The sequence below is a fragment of the Photobacterium marinum genome, assembly GCF_000331515.1.
Taxonomy (GTDB): Bacteria; Pseudomonadota; Gammaproteobacteria; order Enterobacterales; family Vibrionaceae; genus Photobacterium; species Photobacterium marinum.
In genome coordinates this window covers 48,217-64,527 of the sequence record NZ_AMZO01000035.1, presented here as the reverse complement: position 1 = coordinate 64,527, position 16,311 = coordinate 48,217, and the positions used below count along the sequence as shown (strand labels likewise).

At 44.0% G+C, this 16,311-nt stretch carries 14 protein-coding genes; 10 read left to right on the top strand and 4 right to left on the bottom strand.

The features are described 5' to 3' along the window. Positions 1 to 137: 137 nt before the first annotated feature. Positions 138 to 842, bottom strand: coding sequence for a histidine utilization repressor (hutC, locus tag C942_RS20575; RefSeq protein ID WP_007469880.1), 705 nt, complete (start codon positions 840 to 842; stop codon positions 138 to 140). A 250-nt stretch (positions 843 to 1,092) separates the two neighbouring features. Then, on the bottom strand, positions 1,093 to 1,866 hold the full coding sequence (gene ompV / locus C942_RS20570) for an outer membrane protein OmpV (RefSeq protein ID WP_007469878.1): 774 nt from the start codon (positions 1,864 to 1,866) through the stop codon (positions 1,093 to 1,095). A 779-nt stretch (positions 1,867 to 2,645) separates the two neighbouring features. Here ompV and C942_RS20565 point away from each other — a divergent pair. The 5 genes from C942_RS20565 to rplT all read left to right on the top strand — a co-directional run bounded on the left by C942_RS20565 (position 2,646) and on the right by rplT (position 7,738). Next, positions 2,646 to 4,277, top strand: a complete 1,632-nt coding sequence (locus tag C942_RS20565; RefSeq protein WP_007469876.1) for a methyl-accepting chemotaxis protein — start codon at positions 2,646 to 2,648, stop codon at positions 4,275 to 4,277. 290 nt (positions 4,278 to 4,567) lie between these two features. Next, the gene (gene thrS / locus C942_RS20560) at positions 4,568 to 6,496 is read left to right on the top strand and encodes a threonine--tRNA ligase (RefSeq protein ID WP_007469874.1); all 1,929 of its coding nucleotides are present in this window, start codon (positions 4,568 to 4,570) and stop codon (positions 6,494 to 6,496) included. Positions 6,497 to 6,499: 3 nt separating this feature from the next. Beyond that, positions 6,500 to 7,051 (top strand): translation initiation factor IF-3, encoded by a 552-nt coding sequence (gene infC / locus C942_RS20555; RefSeq protein ID WP_051035882.1) that lies wholly within the window; start codon positions 6,500 to 6,502, stop codon positions 7,049 to 7,051. 97 nt (positions 7,052 to 7,148) lie between these two features. Beyond that, entirely contained in the window at positions 7,149 to 7,343 is a 195-nt protein-coding gene (gene rpmI / locus C942_RS20550) for a 50S ribosomal protein L35 (RefSeq protein ID WP_007469870.1), read from the top strand. A 41-nt stretch (positions 7,344 to 7,384) separates the two neighbouring features. Next, complete coding sequence (gene rplT, locus C942_RS20545) at positions 7,385 to 7,738, top strand: 50S ribosomal protein L20 (RefSeq protein ID WP_007469869.1); 354 nt, start codon at positions 7,385 to 7,387, stop codon at positions 7,736 to 7,738. Positions 7,739 to 7,860: 122 nt separating this feature from the next. On the opposite strand, the gene C942_RS20540 is transcribed toward rplT, so the two are convergent. Both C942_RS20540 and C942_RS20535 read right to left on the bottom strand, forming a co-directional pair. Next, on the bottom strand, positions 7,861 to 8,310 hold the full coding sequence (locus C942_RS20540) for a hypothetical protein (RefSeq protein WP_007469867.1): 450 nt from the start codon (positions 8,308 to 8,310) through the stop codon (positions 7,861 to 7,863). 3 nt (positions 8,311 to 8,313) lie between these two features. Beyond that, complete coding sequence (locus tag C942_RS20535) at positions 8,314 to 8,571, bottom strand: YiaA/YiaB family inner membrane protein (RefSeq protein ID WP_007469865.1); 258 nt, start codon at positions 8,569 to 8,571, stop codon at positions 8,314 to 8,316. Positions 8,572 to 8,975: 404 nt separating this feature from the next. Between C942_RS20535 and pheS the strand changes: the two genes are divergently transcribed. From pheS to C942_RS20510, 5 genes are all read left to right on the top strand, one after another. Then, positions 8,976 to 9,959 (top strand): phenylalanine--tRNA ligase subunit alpha, encoded by a 984-nt coding sequence (gene pheS, locus C942_RS20530; protein ID WP_036801340.1) that lies wholly within the window; start codon positions 8,976 to 8,978, stop codon positions 9,957 to 9,959. An 18-nt stretch (positions 9,960 to 9,977) separates the two neighbouring features. Beyond that, positions 9,978 to 12,365 carry a phenylalanine--tRNA ligase subunit beta gene (gene pheT, locus C942_RS20525; protein WP_007469863.1) on the top strand — a complete coding sequence of 796 codons (2,388 nt, stop codon included), beginning with the start codon at positions 9,978 to 9,980 and terminating at the stop codon, positions 12,363 to 12,365. A gap of 475 nt (positions 12,366 to 12,840) precedes the next feature. Beyond that, complete coding sequence (gene ihfA / locus C942_RS20520) at positions 12,841 to 13,137, top strand: integration host factor subunit alpha (protein ID WP_007469861.1); 297 nt, start codon at positions 12,841 to 12,843, stop codon at positions 13,135 to 13,137. Between the two features lie 326 nt (positions 13,138 to 13,463). Then, positions 13,464 to 14,600 carry a tetratricopeptide repeat protein gene (locus C942_RS20515; RefSeq protein WP_007469857.1) on the top strand — a complete coding sequence of 379 codons (1,137 nt, stop codon included), beginning with the start codon at positions 13,464 to 13,466 and terminating at the stop codon, positions 14,598 to 14,600. A gap of 13 nt (positions 14,601 to 14,613) precedes the next feature. Next, positions 14,614 to 16,311: a lipoprotein N-acyltransferase Lnb domain-containing protein gene (locus tag C942_RS20510; protein WP_007469855.1), complete on the top strand. Its 1,698-nt coding sequence runs from the start codon at positions 14,614 to 14,616 to the stop codon at positions 16,309 to 16,311.

The window sequence follows — 16,311 nt, the reverse complement described above, 5'->3', positions numbered from 1 at the left end:
GCGCAAATGTGATCAAAATGGAAGTAATTGACTGACTAGGTGTAAAAACTTAGATGGTGATATGAGTTACAAATAGGAGTTTAGCAATTATTTATATGTCGATGGTTACTTCATGTGGGGCAATGTGCCCCACAATTTTATATTCTGCTTCTAGAGCTAAGTTTATATTTATTGCCGGGGTGATAAAGCAGGGCAGTACTGACCAGGTTTTTATCGCTCCAGGTTCGGCGGTTGAGTAGCAGGCAAGGGGAATTAGCAGGCATGTTCAGCAGATCTGCGATGCGCCTGGCAGGGAGGATTGCTTCTACGGTATGTTCAATGTCGCTTAAAGGACATGCCTTTACCAGATACTCATTAGGTGTCTGTTCTGTAAAGTTTTGCTCAATGTAATCTGGCGCAAAATCAGGATTGACCCAGCGTTCTTCCAATTGAATTGGGTAGCTATTCTCGTAATGAACAATTTGGGTGAAATAAACGTCTGTGCCGTGTCGGACTCCGAGCCGTAAGGCGATATCTTCATTTGCTGCAATGGTTGACTGGCTGATCACTTTGGAAGAGTAATCATTACCTCGGTCTTTGACTTCCGTAGCGATATTGCGAATGGTCATCAGCGGCGATTCGGCTTTTTTCTGGCAAACAAAAGTGCCCAATCTCGGGGTTCGCTCAAGCAGCCCTTCTTTTACTAAGTCACGAATTGCTTTATTAGCGGTCATCCTGCTTACAGAAAATTGCTCTGATAGTTCAAGTTCGGTTGGGATCCGAAAGCCGGGAGGCCAGATGCGAGACTGAATTTTGTCATTCAGATACTGTTTGATTTGAAGATAGCGCGGAGACTGAGTCATGACGTCATTCCATAATTGCCTATACAAATGAAAGCAATCTTTTCATGGTATTTCAAGTTAACTACCATCTAAATGAATAAGGTTCTGCATGATGTTATTAAGAGCAGTGACAGTAAGGGGGAAATAATAGCGTAATGAGGGAAACCCCACTCACGGTACAAGTTAAACCGAAGCGGGGGAAAGAGTACCCGGGGAAGTCGATGGTATAGGTGGGTACTCTAAATTTCAGGCTGTGGACAGTTTGCTTAGATTAGAAGTGGTATGCCACAGTTGCACCTACCATCCACTGGTTTGCGCTGTCTACGATTGGTGAATCAGAGACTTTAGAGCCAAGACGGGTGTATGCCGTTGTCTGAGTGATATCAATGTTCTTAGTTACAGGCATTACAAACTTGTAACCCACATTGAATGCGAAATCATTTTTGCCGCTGTAGGCTTTACGTGTTTTTGTTGCTTCAGAAGCTTTAACGCCGTAGTAGTAGTTAACGAAGTCTTTGCTCAGGAAGCTAACGCCTGCAAAAGGAACAAAGTCACCATACCCTAGATCCATGACGTGGAAGTACTTAGCACCACCGATAAAGCCTTTGTAGGCACCAGTTACATCGTGTTGAAGGTATGTAGAGATCGTGCCCGAACCTAAGTGAATATCGGCGTTTAAACCAAGATCACCGCTCATTTTACGCTTATCCATCCCTTTTAGAGACGTTGCATCGTCAGCTTCGTAGCCTGTGCCGCCGGCAGTGAAGTATGCACTAATATTAACTTGGTCATTGTTGTCACCGAAGAAACGGTAGTTGATGCCGCTTAGGTCTGCATTGAAGTCTTCACCATGATAGCCACCGTTAAGCAGAGCACCAGTCGTTTTATCTTGGCCTTTATACAGTTCACTACCTGTAACTACACCAGCTTCAACAAAACCTGCTCCCTCATGGGTGTAGATATTACCGTTACGAATATAAGTTTCACCTGCAAGAGCGTGAGTAGAAAGAAGAGATGCAGTGATGATTAGCGCTAGCTTTTTCATGTTTGTATTCCGTTTTTATTGTTTCGTGCTTGAGTGGTGAACACTGTACAAAACGGTGTTTGATAACACTATCACTCTTTTGTCATGGATTGTCTGGTTGAGCCTTACAATTGATTACAAATGCTAAAGTTGAATTAATAGTTGCTATGACCATTTTTTAATCTGGTCTGTTCGAGAATTGATACTCTTATTTGAGTCTGAGTCTTTGTCTTAAAAAAGTAGAAAACATTATAAAACATGATGCTTAATCTTTGGGTTCAAGATCTCAGTGTAATATGAACATGACTGAAACTTTTAATTGATGATATGAAATAACCACATGCAATAATGAATAGTTTTGCATTTGTCATATGATTTCCTTTTCACTCTATTGATACGAAACTGAGTTTAATACAAGCTATTGATAGTTGTCTTTCTGAGTGAAAAAGGCATTTATTTCATATTGTTAAGTTGGTGCGTTGCTTTTGGTGATAATAATGTGCATTTGAACTGCATTATTATACGGGTGGTTGTATGTTATATGCCGATTAAAAATAACGTTGGATATAATTCTATTTAATCGTTTTTGTTTTGATATAAATTAATAGGTTGAATGTAAATTAAACCTTACATATCTTTTATTGGTTGATACTCGTTTGGTGTGATACTCAACTGGCTGATGATATTATTTTGATGCTTGTTTTCAGCTTGTCTCTTTTTAAATTAATTCACTTTTTAGTGAAGTGCTACTTATTTGCAGTGACGCATAGTAGATAAAATATAATAGGTTTTATAAATTCATGATGTATAAAAACTGGTCGATAGGGAAAAAGTTTGCTGCAGTATTTGCAGTAATATCGTTAGTTATTATGGCCTTTGGTGCTTATTTGATGAGCGAGCTAAAAGTAGTTAGAGGAGGGGTTACAACTTTTGATGAAATTGCATTGCCTGGTGTTATTTTAAGTAGTGATATTCAGTATGATGTGAATACAGTTCGCCGGACGCAATATGCGATTTTAACTTATGATTCGTCAGAAAAACGTCAATCAAGTATTCAGACAACCAAAGAAATAAACCAGAAAATTGAAACGGCATTCAAAGGTTACGAAAAAACCATAACTGAAGAAGAAGATCGTATACAGTTTGATAAGGTTCAAAAAGCTTGGAATGATTACCTTAATGTTCTTTCCGGTTTTAACGAGGCGGTAAGTCAAAACCAAATTGATGTTGCTCAGCCTATTCTTGTTGGCTCTCTAGACCAGTATGAAAAGCTGCAGTCGGCTATCGACAAACTACGACAAATGAATGTGGAATATGTTGATGTCAGCAGCAAAGAGATGATTACCAGCATTAACAGTGTAGAGATGATTACAATGGGCTGTATTATCGGTCTTGTTGTCTTTATGGTGATGATTAACTTGTTCCTGACTCGACAGATCTGCGTACCACTTAATCAGGTGATGGCGTTAGCATCTGAAATTGCTTCCGGTAACCTGACTCACCAAATCAATCGCGAATCCATCGGTAATGATGAACTCGGCGAGTTGGCAGACTCCAGCATTCAGATGCAGGACAAGCTTCGCCAGTTAGTTGAGGAAATTATTGCGGCTGTAACTCAGCTAAATACTGCAGTTGAAGAAGTCAGTGCTATTTCAGAGCAGTCATCGCAGGGCATGAAGCTACAGCAGGATGAAATCACCATGGTTGCGACAGCAATGGATCAGATGAAGGCGACTGTTGCTGATGTGGCTAATAATACTGAAGATGCGTCGGGAGCAGCTACTTCAGCAAGTGAAGAAGCAAAGCAGGGTAGTGAAGATGTTCAGCAAAGCATTGATTCTATTTTGCAGGTATCTGATGAAATTCAGAATGCTGGTGAATTAGTACACCAGTTGGAGCAAGAGTCTGCCAACATCACAATGGTTGTTGATGTTATTCGTGATATTGCCGAACAAACAAATCTGCTGGCACTTAATGCGGCAATTGAAGCCGCTCGTGCCGGTGAACAGGGTCGTGGATTCGCTGTCGTGGCTGATGAAGTGCGGACACTTGCCGGTCGTACTCAGGATTCGACTGGAGAGATCGTCAACATTATTAATAAGCTGCAGAAGAGTGCTCATGATGCTAAAGAGGCAACCAGCCAGAGCTGCAATATGATCACGCACTGTGTCGAGCAGGGACAGCAAACCGGTATGAAAATCAGTTCAATAGAGGATAACGTTGGCAAGATTGCAGAAATGAGTATGCATATTGCCAGTGCTTGTAGTGAACAGGACTCTGTTGCGGAAGAATTGGGAAGAAATATCGAAAATATCAGCCTTTCGTCAAATGAAGTTGCTCAGGGGGCTGAGCATACGGCTACAGCGTGTGTAGAGCTGAGTCAGCTTGCCGCAAACCTTCAAACAACAATGGGTCACTTCCGGGTCTCTTAATTTCGAATAATAGACCTTCAATTAAGCTGGTGGCTTTTATACGAAAGCCGCCAGCTTTTTATATAGAGAGTGTTTTGTAATAAATTTGCAAAGGTGAGAAATTAATTTACTCGTGTCTTTGCAATCAGGCGTAGCCGTTTGTTATAGTTGCGCCTTCGTTTCTGTTTCAGTGTGCTGCTCAGTATTGTGGTGACGATTCAGAAGCGCTTCATTCATATAAGCTTCTCTAAGCTTAACTTAATTCAACATGTGCTACTTGGTGTGTGGCACCACTGTGAAAGGATATATACATGCCTGTAATTACACTTCCTGACGGCAGTCAGCGTCAGTTCGAAAACCCTGTATCAACTATGGATGTGGCTCTGTCTATCGGTCCTGGTCTTGCGAAAGCTTGTATCGCTGGTCGTGTTGACGGTGTTCGCGTAGATGCTTGCGATCTGATTGAGAGCGACGCTAGCCTGGAAATTATCACAGCAAAAGATGAAGACGGTCTGGAAATCATCCGTCACTCTTGTGCTCACCTTCTGGGTCATGCCATCAAACAGCTTTACCCTGATGTTAAAATGGCAATCGGTCCAACGATTGACAACGGTTTCTACTACGACATCGATCTTGAGCAATCTCTAACCCAGGAAGACCTGGAAGTGATTGAAAAACGCATGGTAGAACTGGCTAAGACCAAATACCAAGTTATCAAGAAGAAAGTAAGCTGGCAGGAAGCACGTGATGCATTTGAATCACGTGGCGAAACCTACAAGATGGAAATCCTGGATGAGAACGTAGATCGTGATGATCGTCCGGGTCTGTACCACCACGAAGAATACATCGATATGTGTCGTGGTCCGCACGTACCGAACATGAGCTTCTGTCAGCACTTTAAACTGCTGAATGTTGCTGGTGCGTACTGGCGTGGTAACAGCGATAACAAGATGCTTCAGCGTATCTACGGTACTGCTTTTGCTGATAAGAAAGCACTTAAAGCTCACCTTACCCGTCTTGAAGAAGCGGCTAAGCGTGACCACCGTAAACTTGGTAAGCAGCTTGACCTGTACCACATGCAGCAAGAAGCACCGGGTATGGTATTCTGGCACCATAATGGCTGGACTGTATTCCGCGAGCTTGAAGTATTCGTACGTGATAAACTGAACGAGTACGGCTATCAGGAAGTTAAAGGTCCTCTGATGATGGACCGCGTTCTGTGGGAACGTTCTGGTCACTGGGACAAGTACGCAGAAAACATGTTCACGACTTCTTCTGAGAACCGTGAATACGCAGTTAAGCCAATGAACTGTCCTGGTCACGTTCAGATCTTCAATCAGGGTCTGAAGTCTTACCGTGATCTGCCTCTGCGTATGGCTGAGTTTGGTTGCTGTCACCGTAACGAGCCATCAGGCGCACTGCACGGCTTGATGCGTGTTCGTGGTTTCACACAGGATGATGCACACATCTTCTGTACTGAAAGCCAGGTTCAGCAGGAAGTAACATCTTGTATCAAGATGGTTTACGACACATACCAGACCTTCGGCTTCAACAACATCGTTGTTAAGCTGTCTACACGCCCAGAGAAACGTGTAGGTTCTGATGAAATGTGGGATAAAGCTGAGTCAGACCTGAAACTTGCACTAGAATCTATGGAGATCCCATACGAAATTCAAGAGGGTGAAGGTGCATTTTACGGTCCTAAGATCGAATTTACTTTGCATGACTGTCTGGATCGTGCTTGGCAGTGCGGTACAGTTCAGTTAGACTTCGCACTTCCTGAGCGTCTGGGTGCAACTTATGTTGGCGAAGATAACGAGCGTCATACGCCTGTTATGATCCACCGTGCAATTCTTGGTTCTCTGGAACGCTTTATCGGTATCCTTATCGAAGAATATGCTGGTTTCTTCCCTACTTGGTTGGCGCCACAACAAGCAGTTGTGATGAATATTACTGACAGCCAGTCAGAATATGTTCAACAAGTAGTCGAAAAACTGCAAAAAAGTGGAATTAGGGTCAATGCGGACTTGAGAAATGAGAAGATTGGCTTTAAAATTCGCGAACATACTTTGAAGCGAGTGCCTTACATGCTTGTTTGTGGCGACAAAGAGGTCGAAGCAGGCGAGATTGCAGTTCGTACTCGCAAGGGTAAAGATTTGGGTAAATTTAAGATTGATGATCTTGTTGCTTACCTGCAGCAAGAAGTTAGCAGTCGTAAGCTCAATATTGTGGAGGAATAAGGTATTAAAGGCGGAAGAAGAACCCAAGCACCAGTTAAGCAAAACCCACATCGTCTGAATGGCGAAATCCGTGGTGTACGCGAAGTGCGTCTTACTGGTATTGATGGTGAGTCAATTGGTGTTGTTTCTATTGAAGAAGCAATGAGTGCTGCTCATGAAGCTGGTGTAGATCTAGTTGAAATCAGCCCTAATGCCGAGCCACCAGTTTGTCGTGTGATGGACTATGGCAAGTACCTGTTCGAAAAGAGCAAGGCTGCTAAAGAGCAAAAGAAAAAGCAGAAACAAATCCAGGTTAAGGAAGTTAAATTCCGTCCTGGTACAGACGAAGGCGATTATCAGGTAAAACTGCGCAACCTGACTCGCTTTTTAGAAGAGGGCAACAAGGGTAAAGTAACGCTGCGTTTCCGCGGTCGTGAAATGGCCCACCAGAGTCTTGGTATCGATCTTCTAAACCGAATTAAGGATGACCTGGGCGACCTAGCGGTTGTTGAGAGCTTCCCTAGTAAGGTTGAAGGTCGTCAAATGACGATGATGCTTGCCCCTAAGAAGAAGTAATTACGGCATTCAAGTAGCATAAAGCGCTGCTTAATTGCAGCGCTTTTTGTTCGCCTGATTACTATGTTATTAACTATCAACAATGCGGAGTCTCATCATGCCTAAGATGAAATCCAACAAAGGTGCTGCTAAGCGTTTCAAGAAAACTGCTGGTGGCTTTAAGTTTAAGCACGCAACTAAGCGTCACATCCTGACTAAACGTACTACTAAGAACAAACGTCAGCTACGTCCAAACGCTATCCTTCCTGCATGTGAAGTAGCAGCTGTTGCACGTATGCTTCCGTTCGCTTAATCGTTTTTAGTTTTATATTTTAATTTAGTTAGGAGTCTCCTATGCCTCGCGTAAAACGTGGTGTACAAGCACGTGCACGTCACAAGAAAGTTCTTAAACAAGCTAAAGGTTACTACGGTGCACGTTCACGTGTTTACCGCGTAGCTTTCCAAGCAGTAACTAAAGCTGGTCAGTACGCTTACCGTGACCGTCGCAACAAGAAACGTACTTTCCGTCAACTATGGATTGCACGTATCAACGCTGCTGCTCGTCAGAACGGTATGTCTTACAGCCGCTTCATCAACGGTCTTAAGAAAGCATCTATCGAGATCGATCGTAAGATCCTTGCTGACATCGCTGTATTCGACAAAGCTACTTTCACAGTACTAGTTGAAAAAGCAAAAGCTGCACTGTAATTTCAGTCAGTTTTGATGGGAAAGGAGAGCTTCGGCTCTCCTTTTTTCGTTTGGTAGGTTGTCTGTAATCACGGGCTCATTGATGACGATAGCTTTTCGTCCATCAGCCTTTATTGCCTTTCTTAAATATTCACTCCATAGCCTTTAAGTAACAGTTCCAGTTGCGCTGATTTTTGTTTGAGTTCCAGCTTGGTAGAGAGAGCCGGGATTTGGGGTAACTCCGATTGGTGTTGTTTTCGCCAGCGAAGCAGTACTTGTTTCGTCTTTGCTATTTCATTATTTAGCTGTTTTAGACCTTTTTGCTTTCTGTTAATGTTTTCTGTTAACTGAAGTTGCTTTTGTTTTATTCTGAGGTTTTCTCGAACTTTGGCTTTAAAACAAGTTTTACTATTACGCTGACTCTCAGGTTGATCCATGATCAACTGAATACGCTCTTCATTCTGCTTTAATAACTGTTGATTGTACTCAAGTTGCTCGTAAGCATCTTGGATGTTGCTTTCAAGTGATATAACAACTTGCCGGAGAGAGGCAAGTTGTTGTACTAGAAGGTTAATTTGAGACGCTAGAGACATGTCTTACTCATCAAGGTCTGTCAGAATTTGTGCCGCTTTAGCTTCTTCTAGCTTGTTTAACAGGCGTTTAGATTCTGCTTCATCACGAACAGCTTTACTTAAAGTGATGGTTGCGCTGACAAGGAACAGGCTGCAGATACTGTAGTAGCCTTTAACCAGAAGATCACCGGGTAACTTAATGATGCTAATCACCATGGCAATGACAGCAATGATAAAAGTTGCTTTTGCATAAACCAGCCAATATTTATCTTGTTCTCTCATCGTCTATCTCCTTGTTTAAGAGTAAATATAAAACACCGTGCAATTAATTTAGATGAGTCTGTCCAATTTCGCAACCCCAACTGTTTGATGTTTATGTAGGAACTATTAGTTGGCAAAAAATAAACTTGGTTAGTTTGTCATAATGATTTCAAAGAAAGGCTTTTTTGCCTTGGTCTTTTCCGGTATGACCATTATTTATTTCTCTCAAGGTCAAGAAATTCTCATTGATTGAACAGCTACTTAACTGAAAAGTCACTAAAGCGTAGAAAGGCGACTTTTTTTCGCTCAAAACAACCTTTTTGATGCGATTCGATTTGGATTTAGACGCATGTTTCTTTAGTATGTATCGTTACGCGAATTTATATCTCCCTTAAGGACGCCACCTGAAGGTGGATGAGGAAACGATGCAACATCTAGACGAGATTATTGCCAACGCAACGGCAGCTATTGAGCAGGCTGATTCATTAGTCGCTCTGGACGAAGTCCGCGTCCAATATTTGGGCAAGAAGGGTGAGCTAACCCTTCAACTACAAGGCTTGGGCAAGCTTCCACCAGAAGAGCGTCGCTCTGCTGGTCAGGAGATCAACAAAGCCAAAGGTGCGGTTCAACAAGCTATCGCAGCTCGCAAAGATGCGCTGCAGCGTGCTGAGCTGGAAGCGAAACTGGCTGCAGAAACGATTGATGTTACTTTGCCAGGTCGTCGTATTGAAAACGGCGGTCTTCACCCTGTAACACGCACTGTTGAGCGAATTGAGAAATTCTTTGGTGAGCTGGGCTTCAACACTGAGTCTGGTCCAGAAATTGAAGATGCTTTCCACAACTTTGATGCGCTGAACATTGCAGCAGATCACCCTGCGCGTACGGATCACGATACTTTCTTCTTTAACCCAGATCTAATGCTTCGTACTCATACGTCTGGCGTTCAGATCCGTACGATGGAAAATGGTAAGCCACCATTCCGTTTCATCGCTCCGGGCCGTGTATACCGTAACGACTACGATCAGACTCATACCCCAATGTTCCACCAGGTGGAAGGTATGCTGGTGGATGAGAACGTAAACTTTGCTCAGCTGAAAGGTATTCTGCACGACTTCCTGTGTAACTTCTTTGAAGAAGAAGTGGAAGTACGTTTCCGTCCTTCTTACTTCCCATTCACTGAGCCTTCTGCGGAAGTAGACGTTAAAGGTAAGAATGGTAAGTGGCTTGAGGTTCTGGGCTGCGGTATGGTTCACCCGAACGTACTACGTAGCGTAGGTATCGACCCTGAGAAATACTCTGGTTTTGCTTTCGGTATGGGTGTAGAGCGTCTGACTATGCTGCGTTACGGCGTAAACGATCTGCGTGCATTCTTCGAGAACGATCTTCGTTTCCTAAAACAGTTCAAGTAATCCAGAGGTTTAAACACTATGAAATTCAGCGAATCATGGCTTCGTGAGTGGGTAAGTCCTTCTGTTACTACTGATGAACTTACTCACCAAATTACAATGGCTGGCCTTGAGGTAGACGACGTACTGCCTGTAGCCGGCTCTTTCACTGGCGTTAAAGTAGGTCAGGTTGTTGAGTGTGCTCAGCACCCGGATGCCGACAAACTACGCGTTACTAAAGTTGATGTTGGTGAAGAAGAACTGCTGGACATCGTTTGTGGTGCGCCTAACTGTCGTCTGGGCCTGAAAGTTGCTGTAGCGACTGTTGGTGCAGTACTTCCTGGTGACTTCAAGATTAAAAAAGCGAAACTGCGTGGCCAGCCTTCTCACGGTATGCTTTGCTCATTCACCGAGCTGGGTATTGATGTTGAGTCTGACGGCATCATGGAACTGGCTGAAGATGCGGTACTTGGTACTGATTTCCGCGAATTCCTGGGTCTTGATGACGTAACTGTAGACGTTGACCTGACAGCAAACCGTGCTGACTGCTTTAGCATCCGTGGTATGGCTCGTGAAGTTGGTGTACTGAACCGTACTGACGTAACTGAGCCAGCAGTAGACGCTGTTGCACCGTCTATCGACGATACAGTTTCTATCGAAGTTAAAGAATCAGCGGCATGTCCACGTTACCTTGGTCGTGTGATCAAGAATGTAAACGTGAAAGCTGAAACTCCACTATGGATGCAGGAAAAACTGCGTCGTTGTGGTATCCGTTCAATCGATCCTGTTGTTGATATCACTAACTACGTACTGCTTGAGCAGGGCCAGCCAATGCACGCATTCGATCTAGCTAAGATTGAAGGCGGTATCGTTGTTCGCATGGCTGAGCAGGACGAGAAGCTGACTCTTCTTGACGGTTCAGAAGTTGTGCTGAATACAGATACTCTGGTTGTTGCTGACCACAATAAGGCACTGGCAATGGCTGGTATCTTCGGTGGTGAACTGTCAGGTGTTATGTCTGGTACAACTGACATCATGCTGGAATGCGCTTTCTTCGCACCTGACGCAATCCGTGGTCGTGCACGTAGCTACGGTCTGCACACTGACTCCTCAATGCGTTTTGAGCGTGGTGTGGACTATGCTCTTCAGGCTAGTGCAATGGAGCGTGCTACTCAGCTTATCGTTGAGATCTGCGGTGGTGAAGTTGCACCTGTTGTAACTGTTGAGTCTGAAGCTGATCTGCCTAAGCCGAACAAAGTAACTCTGCGTCGTATTAAGCTGGATAACTTGCTGGGTCACCACATTGAAGATGCTGACGTTGTTGAGATTCTTGAACGCCTTGGTATGTCTGTTGAAGCAACAGCTGAAGGCTGGGCTGCTACAGCTCCGACATGGCGTTTCGATATCGCTATCGAACAGGATCTGATTGAAGAAGTTGGTCGTATCTATGGTTACAACAATATTCCAAATCAGTCGCCTGCTGCGGCATTGAAAATGAACGATCACAAAGAAGCAAACCAGCCTCTTAAACGTGTTCGTGACCTGCTTGTAGACCGTGGTTTCCACGAAGCGATCACTTATAGCTTCGTTGAGCCAGATCAGCAGAAACTAATCGTGCCTGACGTTGAGCCACTGGTTCTGCCAAACCCGATCTCTGCGGATATGTCTGCAATGCGTCTGGGTCTGATCCAGGGTCTGCTGAACACAGTTGTTCACAACCAGAAGCGTCAACAGCCACGAGTTCGCCTGTTCGAATACGGCCTGCGTTTCATTCCATGTGAAACTGCTGAAAATGGTATGCGCCAGGAGCCAATGCTGGCTGGTGTTATTGCCGGTACTCGCAGCGAAGAGCATTGGGATATTGACACTAACACTGTTGATTTCTTCGACCTGAAAGGTGATCTGGAAGCGATTCTTGAGCTGACTGCTAACGAGAAAGCATACGGTTTCAAAGCCGTTAAGCACCCGGCACTTCACCCTGGCCAGTCTGCAGCAATCGTTGTTGACGGTAAAGAGGTTGGTGTTATCGGTACTGTTCACCCTGAGCTTGAGCGTAAGTTTGGTCTTAACGGCCGCACTATCGTATTCGAAATCGAGTGGTCTGCAATTGATACCCGTGTGATTCCTGAAGCAGTAGCGTTGTCTAAGTTCCCTGCAAACCGTCGTGATATCGCAGTAGTAGTGAACGAAGAAGTTTCTGCTGGTGACGTTGTTGAAGTTTGCCGCGCAAACGGCGGTGAGTTGCTGACAGACGTAAATCTGTTCGACGTATACCGTGGTAAAGGTATCGAAGAAGGTCAGAAGAGCCTTGCAATTGCCCTGACACTACAATCTGCTGAGCGTACGCTTGAAGAAGCAGATATCTCTGGTGCAGTTGATAGCATTGTTGCAGTACTTGCTGAGCGTTTCGGTGCTTCATTACGTGACTAATAGTGGACAATGACGGCTTAAATCGATAAAACTTTATTGCTTTTTAAGTCATTGTTTTATGAAAGCAGCCCTTATGGGCTGCTTTTTTTTGATCTGTATCTAAAACATTATAACAATCTGATACTTAGGGGTATTTACTGAATCTGGCTTAGAATATAGTTACTTATGCGGTATACAAATGATTTTGTAGTGGTTATTTTTGCATCATTTGAATCAGAAGCACAACCAGGTGCATGATTTTTGCCTTTTCTTGCTATTAAAAAACAATAATTTAGTACCAAGATTAACGAAAAAAGTTGGCGGAAATCAGCTAGTTGGCTTAAACTTGTCTCTAGTTGGAATAAAGCACTTAACTGGCGTCGTAGGGTGCATAGTGAGTCGCCAGTAAAACCTTTATTTCCAGTGACTAATTCGCAGTGGATATAACTAAGTTTATGTCTGCTATCCATTCAACATAGTCTTGAGGGAATTATCTATGGCGCTCACAAAAGCCGATTTGGCTGAGAACCTGTTTGAGAATGTTGGATTGAGCAAACGGGACGCCAAGGATACGGTGGAAGTCTTCTTTGAAGAAATCAGGAAAGCTCTGGAAAATGGCGAGCAGGTGAAGCTATCAGGTTTTGGTAACTTTGATCTGCGCGACAAGAATGAGCGACCAGGAAGAAATCCTAAAACGGGCGAAGATATTCCAATTTCTGCCCGCCGTGTTGTTACTTTCCGCCCAGGCCAAAAACTTAAAGCTCGCGTAGAAAGTATCGAAATCGAAAAATAGCAGTTTTAAGTGCGATAACAACAGAACCCAAGTGAGGTGTGTAGACTCACTTGGGTTTTCTTTTATTTGCTTTTCCCTTCCTTGAATCTGCAGAACAGACAGCTTGCTATATCTCGTCAATTCACTCTGTTGCAATCACCCCTGTTTAATATTCTTGTCTGTATATACATACTTTGATGACATAAAGGAATGGCATTCAATTGCTGTGTAGTGTTTTGCGTCTCTATTCAGCGAGGCGATAATGATGCCAGTCAATTATTGCCTGTGGGAATGTACGTATGATTCCGGCGTCGATGGATAAAACAACGCCTGGAGCCATAATTATAATGCTGAAACCACCATACTCTAAAAAACTATCCCGCAGCCTTTTTTTGTTGTCAGGCTTGCTGATTGTAAGCGGCACAGCCAATGCCGGTTATTCAATTGTTCGTGTTAAATGCGATAAGAATGACACTGAAACCCGTATTTTTATTAACAACGAATATAAGGGTACATGCCCAAAACTGGACATCCCGGTCAAGGCCGGAAAGTCGACATTGCGTGCGCAAAAAAAGGTCGATGATGAACATGAACAGATTTTTGTTAAACAGCTAAATGTTGTTCAAGGTGTCCCTCAGCGTATTGATGTTGTATTGGGAGCGGTTGAGTTGACTGCGAGTGCTAAAAAAGCACGACAACAAGCGGCTGAAAAACAATTACGTCAAGCCGCACAAGCTGATTTGATAGCAGCTCGTAGCGGTGATCTGGACGCAATGGCTCAAATGGTGCAGCGTTATACCGTCGGCGAAGGTATCGCAAAGAATTTGAATAAAGCCCGCTATTGGCAACAGAAGCGCGAATCAGTGCTGGCCGAAATGGATCTGGCAGCAGCTAAAGCCGGAAACATAACAGCTATGACGAAACTGATTAAGCGTTATGAAGAAGGTAAGGGAGTCGTACAAAGTGACGAGCAGGCTCAGCTTTGGCGCAAGAATATTGAGTCTGCAAATGCACAGGCTGAATTAACTTCGGCTAAAGCAGGCAATGTAAAAGCCATGGAATCTGTAAGCCAGCGATATAAGACTGGTAAAGGTTTCGAGCAAAGTACTGAGCAGGCTCAGTATTGGCTAGAGAAAATCAATGAAGTAAAACAACAGAAAGTAGCTCAAGCCAAGCGTAAAGAAATTCGTAAAGAGATTGATGGCATTTCATACACCCGCTTCCTGGAGGGTGGGATGGAAATTATCTCAGAGGAGGAAAATCCTTTCGCTATCACTCTTGGAGGGCCTTTGGTTTCAGCTTCGAGTACCTTGCTTGATGTTATTTCAACGCCAATTAACATGACTCGCCAGGTATATCTTTCGGAGCAATTAGCCGCGCATGCTTCAGCGTGGGCCAAGCCTGACTCAATGATGGCCAAAGCATATCAGCAGCAACAGATCCGCAATGAACAGTCTGATGACCCGCTATTAGCATCACGGTGAGTCGGACATCACGATGAAACGATTAATTATAATTATCACCCTGCTACTGGCAGGGTGTGCTCAACAATCTGTTCAGCAAGTATCGAAACCAATCTCAGCAAACGACTGGCAATTACTAGAGGCACAGTTATCAGCTGTCCCAGCTGATGTTCACCGTGCTATTGAGCAGGAGGCTCAGACCCGTATATCTCAGACCATTTCACCGGAAAGACAGTCTTTGTCTGGCAAGAAATTATTGGTTGAGCTTATTCAGTCTGCTGATAATCCTGTGTTGGTTGCTGATGAATCTTTTTACCAGCTAGATGAGGTTGTCAGCGGTAGTGAACAAGGAGCTTCATCATTTGCTGAAGTATTATCAGACTATCTGTTGCAGCCAGATTTTGCCTGTCGTCAGCCAGTTTTCGCCCGTTATTTTCAGCAGCGTTATCAAGTTCAGGTGACAGCTCTTAAATGTCAGGACAAAGTTCCGTTTTTTGTCGTTGACCGCTATAAAGGCGGAAAGATTGCTTGGGTAGCACCGGAGCAGGTCAGTGAAATTCATCTGCTTTTTGCCGGAGAGGGGAAGAACTTAAGTTCTAGTTTCGGGCATGTTGCACTGCGCCTGGTGATTTGTCCTGAAGACGAGTCTGAAAAAGGACTTCCAGAAAAAGAAAGTTGTGATACTAACGTTTTCGAGCACCTTGTTCTCGGCTATATGGCACACATTGATGAGTTTGAACTGGATACTGTGAAAGCACTGTCCGGGCAATATAATGCCTACCTTTTTGCGTTTCCGTTTATTGATGCTTACCGTGATTACGCTATCAGCGAATTTCGGGAAGTCTATTCATTGCCGCTGAACCTGGATAAACATCAAAGCGAACAAATGGTCAGGGAACTGGCTGATATCCACTGGCGATATTCAGGGGAATACCGCTTTTTCAGTAAGAATTGCGCATCCTTGTTACAGCAAAATCTGCGCTCATTGATGCCGCAAATCAATACCGATGAAGCGCTGAACGAAGATTTCATCCGTCCTGATAAGCTATTTGCTGCAGCCAGAACGTCACCGCTGGCTCAGGGGGACAAGCTCAACTCATTAGAGACGGCCGAACAGCAGGGGTATTACTTCTCAAGCACAGAGTCGTTTTACAGTGATGCCGTCGATTTAGTTAACGAAGCGATGAGTTATCCGGCTTTTTCGGATATGGAAAGCTACCTTAGCATTTCTCCAGAGCAAAGGATGAAAAATATCAAGCGGGATTACCGTTACTATTCCCGGCTCAAGAATGATAAGTTCCTGCTTAATGGCCAGATTCTGCTGGAAGAGTTGGCTTTTGTTCGTGCTGAGCGCCGGATGATGGCAGAAGGAACACGGTATTTTAAGCATCTGGATGATCAGGCCAGGATCGATCAAATCCACGGTCAGTTAAACCCTGAGCAAAACAAACTGTTTGATGCCTGTCTGTTACGACCGGTGAAACAACTTACCCAGCCGGTAGTCCGTTTGCCGGGTATTCCTGAGCATGCAGACATTCCAGAGTTGCCATCAACACCTCGATGTAAGAGTTATGAAGCTCGTAAGCAATTGGTTGGCATTCTTTCTGTAATCAATATCGGTGAGCAGGAAAAATCACAGTGGTTGCGTGTTGTAGCTGCCACACAGCAGATGAATGCCACTATGAACAACATTCTCGAGTTAAATCAGCTTAAGCCGAAAGCGAGGCGATAA

What these genes read in the sequence shown, in the direction of transcription:
- pheS (WP_036801340.1), top strand. Translation starts at nt 8,976, where the DNA reads ATGCAACATCTAGACGAGATTATTGCCAACGCAACGGCAGCTATTGAG.
- C942_RS20535 (WP_007469865.1), bottom strand. Translation starts at nt 8,571, where the DNA reads ATGAGAGAACAAGATAAATATTGGCTGGTTTATGCAAAAGCAACTTTT.
- ihfA (WP_007469861.1), top strand. Translation starts at nt 12,841, where the DNA reads ATGGCGCTCACAAAAGCCGATTTGGCTGAGAACCTGTTTGAGAATGTT.
- ompV (WP_007469878.1), bottom strand. Translation starts at nt 1,866, where the DNA reads ATGAAAAAGCTAGCGCTAATCATCACTGCATCTCTTCTTTCTACTCAC.
- thrS (WP_007469874.1), top strand. Translation starts at nt 4,568, where the DNA reads ATGCCTGTAATTACACTTCCTGACGGCAGTCAGCGTCAGTTCGAAAAC.
- hutC (WP_007469880.1), bottom strand. Translation starts at nt 842, where the DNA reads ATGACTCAGTCTCCGCGCTATCTTCAAATCAAACAGTATCTGAATGAC.
- C942_RS20515 (WP_007469857.1), top strand. Translation starts at nt 13,464, where the DNA reads ATGCTGAAACCACCATACTCTAAAAAACTATCCCGCAGCCTTTTTTTG.
- pheT (WP_007469863.1), top strand. Translation starts at nt 9,978, where the DNA reads ATGAAATTCAGCGAATCATGGCTTCGTGAGTGGGTAAGTCCTTCTGTT.
- rplT (WP_007469869.1), top strand. Translation starts at nt 7,385, where the DNA reads ATGCCTCGCGTAAAACGTGGTGTACAAGCACGTGCACGTCACAAGAAA.
- C942_RS20565 (WP_007469876.1), top strand. Translation starts at nt 2,646, where the DNA reads ATGATGTATAAAAACTGGTCGATAGGGAAAAAGTTTGCTGCAGTATTT.
- C942_RS20540 (WP_007469867.1), bottom strand. Translation starts at nt 8,310, where the DNA reads ATGTCTCTAGCGTCTCAAATTAACCTTCTAGTACAACAACTTGCCTCT.
- rpmI (WP_007469870.1), top strand. Translation starts at nt 7,149, where the DNA reads ATGCCTAAGATGAAATCCAACAAAGGTGCTGCTAAGCGTTTCAAGAAA.
- C942_RS20510 (WP_007469855.1), top strand. Translation starts at nt 14,614, where the DNA reads ATGAAACGATTAATTATAATTATCACCCTGCTACTGGCAGGGTGTGCT.